11 protein-coding genes are annotated in these 10,919 nt (G+C 51.7%); 8 read left to right on the top strand and 3 right to left on the bottom strand.

From position 1 onward, the window contains the following. The 8 genes from B3F49_RS09405 to B3F49_RS09370 form a co-directional block, all read left to right on the top strand. The coding region (locus tag B3F49_RS09405) for a transaldolase family protein (RefSeq protein WP_293910632.1) at nucleotides 1–987 on the top strand (987 nt) is incomplete at its 5' end. Next, entirely contained in the window at nucleotides 968–1,732 is a 765-nt protein-coding gene (locus B3F49_RS09400) for an SDR family oxidoreductase (RefSeq protein ID WP_293892354.1), read from the top strand. The genes B3F49_RS09405 and B3F49_RS09400, both read left to right, overlap by 20 nt. Before the next feature lie 296 nt (nucleotides 1,733–2,028). Beyond that, nucleotides 2,029–3,321, top strand: a complete 1,293-nt coding sequence (locus tag B3F49_RS09395; RefSeq protein WP_293892357.1) for an extracellular solute-binding protein — start codon at nucleotides 2,029–2,031, stop codon at nucleotides 3,319–3,321. A gap of 68 nt (nucleotides 3,322–3,389) precedes the next feature. Beyond that, nucleotides 3,390–4,289: a carbohydrate ABC transporter permease gene (locus tag B3F49_RS09390; RefSeq protein ID WP_293892360.1), complete on the top strand. Its 900-nt coding sequence runs from the start codon at nucleotides 3,390–3,392 to the stop codon at nucleotides 4,287–4,289. Between the two features lies 1 nt (nucleotide 4,290). After that, nucleotides 4,291–5,127, top strand: coding sequence for a carbohydrate ABC transporter permease (locus tag B3F49_RS09385; RefSeq protein ID WP_293910630.1), 837 nt, complete (start codon nucleotides 4,291–4,293; stop codon nucleotides 5,125–5,127). 12 nt (nucleotides 5,128–5,139) lie between these two features. Further along, nucleotides 5,140–6,705 carry a glycoside hydrolase family 43 protein gene (locus B3F49_RS09380; protein ID WP_293892366.1) on the top strand — a complete coding sequence of 522 codons (1,566 nt, stop codon included), beginning with the start codon at nucleotides 5,140–5,142 and terminating at the stop codon, nucleotides 6,703–6,705. Nucleotides 6,706–6,714: 9 nt separating this feature from the next. After that, entirely contained in the window at nucleotides 6,715–7,440 is a 726-nt protein-coding gene (locus B3F49_RS09375; RefSeq protein ID WP_293910628.1) for a ThuA domain-containing protein, read from the top strand. Between the two features lies 1 nt (nucleotide 7,441). Beyond that, nucleotides 7,442–8,518: a Gfo/Idh/MocA family protein gene (locus B3F49_RS09370; RefSeq protein ID WP_293910626.1), complete on the top strand. Its 1,077-nt coding sequence runs from the start codon at nucleotides 7,442–7,444 to the stop codon at nucleotides 8,516–8,518. On the opposite strand, the gene B3F49_RS09365 is transcribed toward B3F49_RS09370, so the two are convergent. The 3 genes from B3F49_RS09365 to B3F49_RS09355 form a co-directional block, all read right to left on the bottom strand. Further along, the gene (locus B3F49_RS09365) at nucleotides 8,511–9,014 is read right to left on the bottom strand and encodes an asparaginase domain-containing protein (RefSeq protein ID WP_293910624.1); all 504 of its coding nucleotides are present in this window, start codon (nucleotides 9,012–9,014) and stop codon (nucleotides 8,511–8,513) included. The genes B3F49_RS09370 and B3F49_RS09365 overlap by 8 nt on opposite strands. Before the next feature lie 12 nt (nucleotides 9,015–9,026). After that, nucleotides 9,027–10,097, bottom strand: a complete 1,071-nt coding sequence (locus B3F49_RS09360; protein WP_293910622.1) for an ABC transporter ATP-binding protein — start codon at nucleotides 10,095–10,097, stop codon at nucleotides 9,027–9,029. Nucleotides 10,098–10,109: 12 nt separating this feature from the next. Then, on the bottom strand, nucleotides 10,110–10,919 hold an 810-nt coding region (locus B3F49_RS09355; protein ID WP_293910620.1), incomplete at its 5' end, for an ABC transporter permease.

Raw genomic sequence — 10,919 nt, 5'->3', positions numbered from 1 at the left:
GCCAACAAGGATGAACTCGAGCGCGCTCTATCGTGGGGCGCGGTCGGTATGACCACCAACCCGTTTTTGGTCAATCAGACGCTGTCAAGTCAACCTGATCAATGGCGGAATGCAATCCAGGGTGCCATGGAGCTTGGCGGTGATGAGAAAGTGCTTGGTTTGGTCAAGGCGGTTACCGGCCATTATGCCGAAACCCTCAAGCCCCTGTATCAACAACAGCGACCCGGATACGGGTATGTATGCGCACAAACCAATCCCAACAAGTGCGGTGACTATGCATACATGCTCGCCCAGGCAAAGCAGTTTGCAGCATGGTTCCCCAATGTGGTGATCAAGCTGCCTGCTACCAAGGCCGGCATCCGTGCTTATGAGGAGTGTGCAGCCCTTGGATACAATGTGGCTGCGACCGTTGGTTTTACCGTACCCCAGGCGCTTGCTGTTGCTGAAGCTGCAAAACGAGGCATTGGGAGGGCTCGAAAAAACGGTCTCAAAACCCCGCTTACGATTGCCGTTCTCATGGTGGGGAGGCTGGACGACTACCTTCGCGATGTCGCCCAGGACCAACAAGCCGACGTGTCTGAGTCGGACATCCGCCAGGCTGGGACTGCTTGCATCAAGAAAGCATACCATCTGTATGCCGAGCGGGGGTATGAGACGTATCTCATGCCTGCAGGCTGCCGGGGTGCCTACCACATCACCGCCTTAAGCGGGGCTAAAATGATTATGTCCATTTCAGTGAAGATTCAGGGGGTGCTGCTTGCTCTCAAGGGGCCTTTCGAAACGGAGATTGACAAGCCCGTTGATGAGGCTGTGATCAGAAGATTATCGACGCTTGCTGAATTCAGGAAGGCGTATGAGGAGGATGGGATGCAGGTCGAAGAGTTCATCACCTACGGCAGCAGCAACCGCACCATCGACCAATTCATCAATGACGGGTGGAATCCCTTGGCAAGCATGAAGAGGCAGTATGAAACACAACCCGTTTGACTTGACTGGAAAGAATGCAGTAGTAACCGGCGCTTATCAAGGTCTGGGATGGGGGATGGCAGAGGGCCTTGCAGAGGCGGGAGCTTTTGTCATCCTCGTCGATGTGAATCCCGAGGTCGAGCAGAAGGCTCTGCAGCTTCGCTGTGAAGGCCTGCTGGCCGAAGGCATGTGTGCCGACCTGCTGGATCGGGCCGATCGCGCAAGACTGAAGTCGGCCATTGAAAATCGGCTGGCCGGAAAGCTCGATATCATGGTCAACAATGCCGGTATCCAGATCCGCCATCCCGTCCTCGAGTTCCCCATCGAGGATTGGGACAAGGTCATTGAACTCAACCTCACTTCTGTTTTTGATCTCGCTCAGTGGGCGGCTCGTTTGATGGTCGCTCTCGGCAAGGGCAAAATCATCAACACTGCCAGTGTCAATTCCGTTGCAGCCGGTGTTTATACGGTTGCCTATTGTGCTGCCAAGGGCGGAATCATGCAGCTGACCAAAACCATGTCCAATGAACTCTCGGCCCTGGGTGTCAACGTCAACTGCATTGCACCCGGTTACATGGCTACCCCGATCAACACAGCGTTGGTCGAGGATGAGAAGCGGTTTGCAGAACTCAGTCAGCGTATTCCTGCCAAACGCTGGGGGCAGCCCCGGGATATGGCGGGAGCTGCAGTATATCTTGCCAGTGATGCCTCCGATTACGTATGCGGCATCATGCTTCCAGTGGACGGAGGGTATTTAGGAAGGTAGGCACAGACAAGCCTGAACGACATTCCAGTGGTTTCAATCTCAGCCATAAATCTATATTACATATGTAATATCTAGGTTTGTGGCTATTTGTATATTTATATTAAGAAAAGATTTAGAAAGTAATACATTTGATATAGATAAACGAATTATTAGTAAAAAATCAATAAAACATATGTAATGTATATAGTAGACATTCTTATCTGCTCAAAACGCCCCCACACTGAATATACAAAAGGATGCAGGTCTGTGTGGCTTGCAATAGTACATGATGCGTTACCTGATAAGGAGGTTACAGCATGAAGAAATTGAGTACCTTGGCGCTGGCTTTGGTAGTGGGCATGTCCCTGTTGTTTGCAGCAGGGGCCCCTGAAGCAACAGCCAAAGACGAACAGATTACGCTGAATGTCTGGCACATCGGCGTTGATGCCACCCGACGAGCTACCATGGAGAAGGCTATTGCCCGCTATCAAGCGGCAAACCCGAACGTCAAAGTGGTTGATCAGGCAATCGAGAACGATCCCTACAAGACCAAGCTGAAGACAGCGATGGGCGGAGGAAATCCACCCGACTTGTTCATCACCTGGGGTGGCGGCTGGATGGAGGAGTTCATCAAAGCAGGCAAAGTGCTTGATATTTCCGAACAGGTGAAGAGTGTTGCCAAAAACTATCTCGAACCCGGTATCTCCATCAGTATGAGTGGAGACAAGATCTATGGTCTTCCGATTACCTGCGGACCTTCTTCTGTATACTACAACCGCCAGCTGTACGATAAGTACGGTCTGAAGGTACCCACAACGCTTGCAGAGTTCGAGCACAACTGTGACGTGCTGAAAGCCAACGGCATCATCCCCATTGCACTCGGTAATGCAAGCAAATGGCCCGGGGCCATCACCTTCATTTACCTCTCGATGCGCTACGGCGGGGCACAGGTCTTCATCGATGCATTCAATCGGGAGAATGGAAAGACGTTCGAGGATGAGAGTTTCATCAAAGCCGGTGAAAAGATTCAGGAATGGGTCCGCAAGGGTTACTATCCTGAAGGTATGAACGGTATCAACTACGACACCGGTGGATCGAGAATGTTGTTCTACAGCTCCAGGGCTGCACACATCATCCAGACCAACGGTCTGCTTGGAAACTGTATCAATGAGGCTCCTGACTTCTACAAGAACAACCTCGGCCTGTTCAAGTTCCCGGTCATCGAGGGTGCAAAGGGTTCTGCCGACGAGATTGTGGGCGGCGGAAATGTCATCCACGTCTATGCAGGAACGAAGTATCCCGATGAAGCATTCAAGCTGCTTGTCACGCTCTCCGACCTTGAATATGGTCAAGACATGATCGACGGGTCCCGCATGATTTCTGGTGTCAAGGGCATCGTAATCAATGATCCGCTCATCCAGCAGCAGTATGATGTGCTCATGAGTGCAAAAGTCATGCAGAACTTCTACGACCAGTATATGCCTCCTGCCCTCGCAGAAGTGCATAAGGATACCACACAAGCGTTGTTTGGTTTGACCATGACTCCCGCCCAGGCTGCAAAGCTGGTGGAGGCGAAAGCTGTGGAAGTATTAGGTCCCGCCAAGAAGTAAGGATTGAAATCACCCATGATGGGAGGCTGGTTTTCAGCCTCCCTCTCTACAGCATAAGGAACGTATTCATGGTCCAAACTAAACGTCGTGCAACAAACCATAGGGAGATTCTCTTTGTTGTGGCAGCCTTGCTGCCGGGGCTCCTGTTTTATGGGATTTACAATCTCTACGGCATTGTCATGACCTTCCAGTTCTCTACCTTGGATTGGACGGGTATCAGCCAGAATTCTGGATTTGTCGGGCTTGGGAACTATCTGAAGCTCCTTCAAGATCCCATGATGGGAGTGGCGGTAAAAAACAACTTGATTCTGATGATCACCTCCATCGTCATCCAGCTTCCTTTCGCACTCCTCATCGCTCTTGCCTTGAACAGCAAAATCAAGGGTACGCGTTTCTTCCGTACCATCTTCTTTCTTCCCATGCTCTTCTCCACCGTTGCAACCGGCATCATGTGGCAGCTCTTCTTCGATCCGATGTTCGGAATCCTTGCCTATGTAATGCAACATGTTGGACTGGGCGATTACATTATCGGCTTCCTTGCCGACGTGCGTACCGCAATGCCTGCAGTCCTGTTCGTCATCTGCTGGCAGTTCATTCCCTTCTACATGATCATTCTCAAAGCAGGATTGACCAACATCTCCACCGAGTTGTATGAAGCAGCCACGATCGACGGTGCAAACCGCTATCAGGCATTCTGGAAGATCACCTTGCCGTTGATGGTGCCCACACTCAGAACCAGTGCAGTCATGTCGATGGTAGGATCTCTTAAATATTTTGATTTGGTCTACATCATGACCGGTGGCGGACCCAGTGGTGCCACCGAGCTCATGGCCACCTATATGTACAAGAAAGGATTCGTGGAATTCAGCATGGGGTATGCCTCGGCCATTGCAGGCCTGATGTTCATCATCTGCTTCCTTTTTGCCTGTATCTTCCTCTATATCACCAGGGTGAGGGAGGCTCATTGATATGAAAAAAGAACCTGTAAGCGATAAACTGTTTAAGGCCGGCATCTATCTCTTTTGCATTGTGGTCCTCATTCTTACCGGCTTCCCTTTGCTGTTTCTGGTATTCAACAGTTTCAAGAGCCTTCCTGAGTATATGATGAATATCTGGCAGCCTCCGAAAAAACTCTTTTTCGGCAACTACAAGCTGGTTTTTGCCCCGACATTTCTGAAATACTTCATCAACAGTCTGATTGTCAGTGTCAGCGGTGTCACCTTGGTTATTCTTGTATCCTCTCTTATGGCTTTTGTGTTTGCCAAGTTCTCCTTCAAAGTCACCAAGGGCATTTTCTTTCTCGTCGTAGCCGGTATGATGATTCCCATCCATACCACGTTGATTCCCATCTACTCGCTCAGTATCAACATTGGTGTGTATGATACACTGTTCGCCCTCATCGGGCCGTATATCTCATTCAATATTCCTGTTTCGGTCTTCATCATGACCCAGTTCTTCAAGGAGATGCCCAAAGAGCTTGATGAGGCTGCCAAGATTGATGGAGGTTCGCTCTTTCTGATCTATCGTAAAATTGTGATGCCTCTTTCCGGTCCTGCAGTCTCGACAGTCGGTGTCTACACCTTTCTGACCATGTGGAATGAGTTTGTCTACGCCCTGGTCATGATCGACACCCGCTCAAAGAAGACGCTTTCCCTCGGCATCCGTGACTTCTACGGCTTCCAGACGATCAACATTCCTGCAGTGCTTACCGCCATACTGGTAGGTTCGCTTCCGGTCCTCATCTTCTATTTTGTAGCTCAGGACCGAGTCATCAACGGCTTGACACAAGGCGCCCTCAAGGGCTGACAAGGAGATATCATGACGCGAGTACAGAATCCAATTCTTAAAGGCTTCAATCCCGATCCTTCCATCCTTAGGGTGGGGGATGACTATTTTATTGCCACCTCGACCTTCGAATGGTTTCCAGGGGTACAAATTCACCACAGCAAGGACTTGGTGAACTGGACGCTCCTTACCCGGCCGCTTGACCGGGTGAGCCAGCTCGATATGAAGGGGTGTCTCGATTCCACCGGAGTGTGGGCGCCCTGCCTTTCCTACGACAAGGGAACTTTCTACCTGCTGTACACCATCGTACATACCAAGGATCACTTCAAGGATACACACAATTACTTGGTTACCGCTCCTGCAATCACCGGTCCTTGGAGCGAGCCGGTCTACATCAACAGTTATGGATTCGACCCCTCGCTTTTCCATGATGATGACGGGCGCAAGTATGTCGTTACCATGTCCACCGATTTCCGTAAAGGGCGCAGCCGGTTTGCCGGCATCCTGCTGGAAGAGTTCGACATGAGGTTGGGTGCATGTGTAGGGAACCCCAAGCTTATTTTCAAAGGAACCGAACTGGGATGGACCGAAGGTCCCCATCTCTACCACATCGGTGAGTACTACTACCTGTTGGTTGCAGAAGGAGGTACCTTTTACAACCATGCAGAGTCGGTGGCACGTTCGAAGCATATTGAAGGTCCGTACGAGGAGATGCCGGGCAATCCCTTGGTCACCAGCAGGGATAGACCCGACCTTCCAATCCAGAAAGCCGGTCACGCTGACTTGGTGCAGATGCAAAACGGTGAGTGGGCGATGGTCCATCTCTGCGGCCGTCCGGTGGACAAGCACTGTATGCTTGGACGGGAGACTTCCATCCAGAATATAGTCTTCGATGAGGACTTGTGGCCGAGGATCAAGGGTGGCGGCAATGCTCCACGAGCTTTCTTTGAGTCTCCATTTGATGCAACCCCTGCAGGTCCGGTTGATATTCACTACTCGTTCGATCAGGACAAGCTCCCTCTGGATTTCCAGACACTGCGCATACCCCTCGCAGAGGACACCCTTTCACTGAAAGCGCGCAAGGGGTATCTGCGTCTGTATGGCAAGGAGAGTCCGAACTCCACCTTCACCCAGGCCTTGGTAGGGCGCAGGCAGCAGGCTTTCAGGTGTATTGTCACCACCAAAGTCGAATTCGATCCCTCCTGGTATAAACACATGGCTGGTCTTTCCTATTATTACGGGACCCGTCAGTACTACTACCTGAGGTTCAGTCATGACGAGGCTCTTGGCAAGGTGGTCTGCATCCTCAGTTGCGACAACGGCAAGTATGACGAACCATTCGAGCCGGTTGCGCTGGGAGAAACGACATCGCTGTATCTTCGCATAGAGACCGACTACGGAATTGTCAGGTTTTTCTACTCCTTGGATGGAGAGCGGTACATCCAATACGGACAGGACAGTGATGCACTGCGCATCAGTGATGATAGGTTGGACAATACAGCCTTTACCGGTGCATTCTTCACGCTCTCGGCTCAAGATATGACGGGATTTTCCAAGAGCGCGGATTTTGCATTCTTGCACTATACTGAATTGGAGTAAGGAGAAAGTATGGCAGAGAAGAAAGCCCTTTTGTTGGTCGGTGGCTGGGATGGCCACCAACCGGAATTGGTGGCAAAGCGTTTTTCCACGTTTTTGGGAGAATCTGGTTTTGAGGTGCAACTCGAACGTTCTCTTGATATCCTGCAGGACAGGGAGTATCTGTTCAGCCTCGATTTGTTCATACCCATCTGGACGATGGGGGAACTGCACTCCAAATTGACCAACCATCTTGCCGATGCAATCGGCAGCGGAGTCGGAGTGGCAGGATGCCATGGTGGCATGTGCGATGCGTTTCGCACCAACGTGCTTTGGCAGTTCATCATGGGAGGCAACTGGGTAGCACACCCTGGCTCCGATGGCGTGCCGTATCGGGTGCACATCAAGCACAGCTCAAGTGAACTGACGCGGGATGTGCAGGATTTTGCTGTCTGCAGCGAGCAGTACTACCTGCATGTCGACCCCGCCGTGGAGGTCCTTGCCACTACTACTTTCCCCACCGTCGATTGGTACCATTCCACCAACGGAGTCGTACAGATGCCTGTCGTCTGGACAAAGAAGTGGGGATACGGTCGGGTATTCTACAACTCCTTGGGGCACCACGATGATGTCTTTGACATTCCTGAGGCTTGGACATTGATGAAACGCGGCCTCTTGTGGGCTGCCGAAGGTAAACGGATTGCTCAAGAGCAAGGTGTGAGCATTGATCGATTTGCAAGTGATAGGAAGATGTTCTGATATGAAAAAACTGAGAGTAGGAATTATTGGAGTCGGGAAGATCAGCGGTATCTACTTGGAAAACCTGACCAAGATGTTCAGCTCTGTGGTACAGGTGGTGGGTGTGGTCGATCTGCTAGCTCAGCGTGCAGCCGAAATAGCGCAGACGTTCAAGATACAGCAGTATGCAGATGTGAAGGCCATGCTGGCGGATCCCGAGATTGACTTGGTGCTCAATCTTACCACGCCGCAGAGTCATTACAGCCTTTGCAAGCAAGCCCTTGAGGCGGGCAAGCACGTCTATGTGGAAAAGCCGCTCTCCCTTACTGTTGAACAAGCCTCCGAGCTTGTGGACTTGGCCTCCTCAAAGGGTCTGATCCTCGGAGGGGCTCCTGATACATTTTTGGGAGCAGGCATTCAGACCTGCCGAAAGCTCATCGACGATGGTTGGATCGGAAGGCCGATTGGAGCCTCTGCCTTCATGATGAACCATGGTCATGAGAGCTGGCATCCTGACCCGGAATTCTATTACAAGCAAGGCGGCGGGCCATTGTTTGATATGGGCCCGTACTACATCACCGCCTTGGTGAATCTCCTCGGTCCTGTCGACTCGGTGACCGGTTATGCACAAAAGAGCTTTGCAACAAGAACCATAACCAGCGAGCCCAAGAAAGGGGAGGTCATCGATGTGGATGTTGCTACCCATGTCGCAGGAGTCCTGCACTTTGCAGGTGGGGCGGTAGCCACCCTGGTCACCAGTTTTGATGTATGGCATCATAGCATGCCCCGCATGGAAATCTACGGCAGTGAAGGCTCCTTGCAGGTTCCCGACCCCAATACCTTCGGTGGTCCGGTGCTCTTTTGCACCAAGGGTACAAAGGAGTGGAAGGAGATTCCCCTGCTCTTTGACTATGCTGAGAACTCCCGTGGCCTGGGTGTTGCAGATATCGCCCTTGCTCTTGCCGATACAAAGAAACACCGGGCAAGCGGTGAGCTTACCCGGCATGTGGTCGAGGTGATGTGCAGCCTGCTCGCTTCTGCAGAGAATAAACGGCAGGTTGCCATCAAGCATACCTGCCAAAGACCCTTGCCTAGGTGATGGTCTCGAAGATTCCCTTTTCCTTGTTCTTGCGGCAGTTGTCCCAGTTGAAAATTCTCCCGCTCATGGTCAGATAGACCCCGGGCGGGAGCAGCTGGACTGATGCAATCGCCGTTCCAAGATTGAAGACTGCATCCGAGCCCTCGAGAGAGTAGGGGATCATGGCGCCGGTGAGAACGACCGTTTTTTTACTCTCTTCTCCCAACGTCTCAGCGATCACCTTCGCCGTATTGCACATGGTGTCGGTGCCGTGCACAACGATAATCTTGTCTTCGGCACTATGCAGGCAGGTTTTCGCCACTTCATGACGTTGCTCCTCGGTCATGTAGAGACTGTCCACCGCCAGCGGGCCTTCCAGGTGGACGGTCAGAGTGCAGCGTGACTGGCCAAGGATCCTCGGCAGCTGCGATTCGCGGAACGTGAGCTCGCCGCTGATCGCATCGTACTGCTTGTCGAAGGTGCCCCCGGTTGTAATGATTCGTAAATCTTGTGCCATGGTATGATCCTCTTATGTAAGAATCTTGGTATGTGAGTCATCTCCGCTGTCCTCGAAGACAGTGAACTCTTCCACCCTGAGCTGGTAGGTGTCTCCTACCTTGCAGGTATCGAAGCTTGATGGTTCGGCTATGACGCGGATCTGCTCCCCCCCGAGATCGATGCGGCAGTCATTGACATCGCCCAGATAGAACTTGCTGAAGAGCGTTCCAGTGAAGTCTCCCTTTATTGAAACGAAGCGCAGGTTCTCCGGTCTGATGCCTACCACCACATCGCCTTCCAACGGTCCTTCATACGGCAGCTGCTGCCCCGATTTCTTCAGGGTGAGGATCTTGTCCTTGCTGACAGCCTCCAAGAAGTTGATTTTTCCCACAAAATCAGCGACGAATTGGTTTGCCGGGTGACGGTAGATTTCCGTAGGAGGCCCGATTTGCTGGATGATTCCCTTGTTTATGACGATGACGCGGTCGCTCATCGTCATGGCCTCCATCTGGTCATGGGTGACATAGACAACGGTGATGCCCAGCTGTTTCTGGATATCCTTGATCTCAAAACGCATTGAGTCGCGCAGTTTTGCATCGAGGTTGGAGAGCGGTTCATCCAACAGCAGCAACTGAGGTTTTGCCACCAATGCCCGGGCCAGGGCTACACGCTGTTGCTGTCCTCCCGAGAGTTGGCTGGGGATGCGTTGGGCGTATTGGGAGAGATGGACGGTTTCCAAAACCTCTTCGACCAAGGTCTTGATCTCCTGCTTGTGCATTTTTTTCATCTTCAGCGGATAGGCGACATTCTCAAATACCGTCATATGCGGCCAGACAGCGTAGGACTGGAATACCATGCCGATATCCCTTTGTTCGGGGGGAACGAAATTCTTGGTCGAACTCACCTCCCTATCACCGATGTAGATCTCCCCTTCGGTGGGTTTTTCAAAGCCCGCGAGCATCCGAAGCATCGTGGTTTTGCCGCACCCCGAAGGGCCGAGGAGGGTTACGAACTCCCCGTCGGATAATTCGGCATTGAAGGAAGAGAGGACCACTACCTCTCCAAAAGCTTTTTTAACATCCTTGATGAGTATGCTGGACATCATGTACCTCGTTTAGATTGAGAATTCACCGTCGGTAAGCTTGTTCAACAACCAGTTGATCCCGAAGACGGTGAACAGGATCGCAGTGGCCAAAGCGGAGGCGGTCTGCTGGTTATGATAGGTCTGGTAGGTAAACAGCTCATACCCAAGCGTCTTGGTGTTGGTTGAATAGAGCAGGGTGGACATGGTCAATTCATAGAAGCAGGGCATGAAAATCAAGAACCAACCAGCCACCAAGGCGGGGGCGATCAGCGGCAGGGTGACGTTTTTCATGCTCTTCAGCCATGATGCCCCCGATATCTGGGAGGCCTCTTCCAAGGATGGACTGATCTGCGTCAGGGCACTTACCACTGTACGCATACCCATCATCATGTACTTGATCATATAGGCGATGACCATGATGGTCAGGGTATTGTAGATGTTGATGCCGAACTTCCCGCTCATGGACATGATCAACGAGAGGGCGATGACGACACTTGGTGTTCCACTTCCCACCGTGATCATGAAATCTGGGATTTTCTTACCCTTGATGTTGGTCCTCACCAGCAGGTATGCCATCATGCAGGAGATCAGAAGACCGAATGAGGCTGCCATTATTGCGGAAATCAAGCTGTTTCTTGCAGAGCTGAGGATGGATTTTCGGGTGAAAATACGTTCCCAATACCGCCAGGTGATGTTTCCCTCGGAGAATACCGATTCACCGAGGTTCACCGTGATGCTGGAAAGGGCAACAGTCACAAAGGGGATGATGACCACGATCAGGGCGAAGGCGACAACCACCAAAGTGATGGGAATTCTCCACCTTCCCAGGTCCACGATATT

It is taken from the genome of Sphaerochaeta sp. UBA5836 (assembly GCF_002432845.1).
Lineage (GTDB): Bacteria > Spirochaetota > Spirochaetia > Sphaerochaetales > Sphaerochaetaceae > Sphaerochaeta.
Note: the sequence above shows the minus strand (reverse complement) of the source record. Positions and strands in the feature narration are given on the sequence as shown.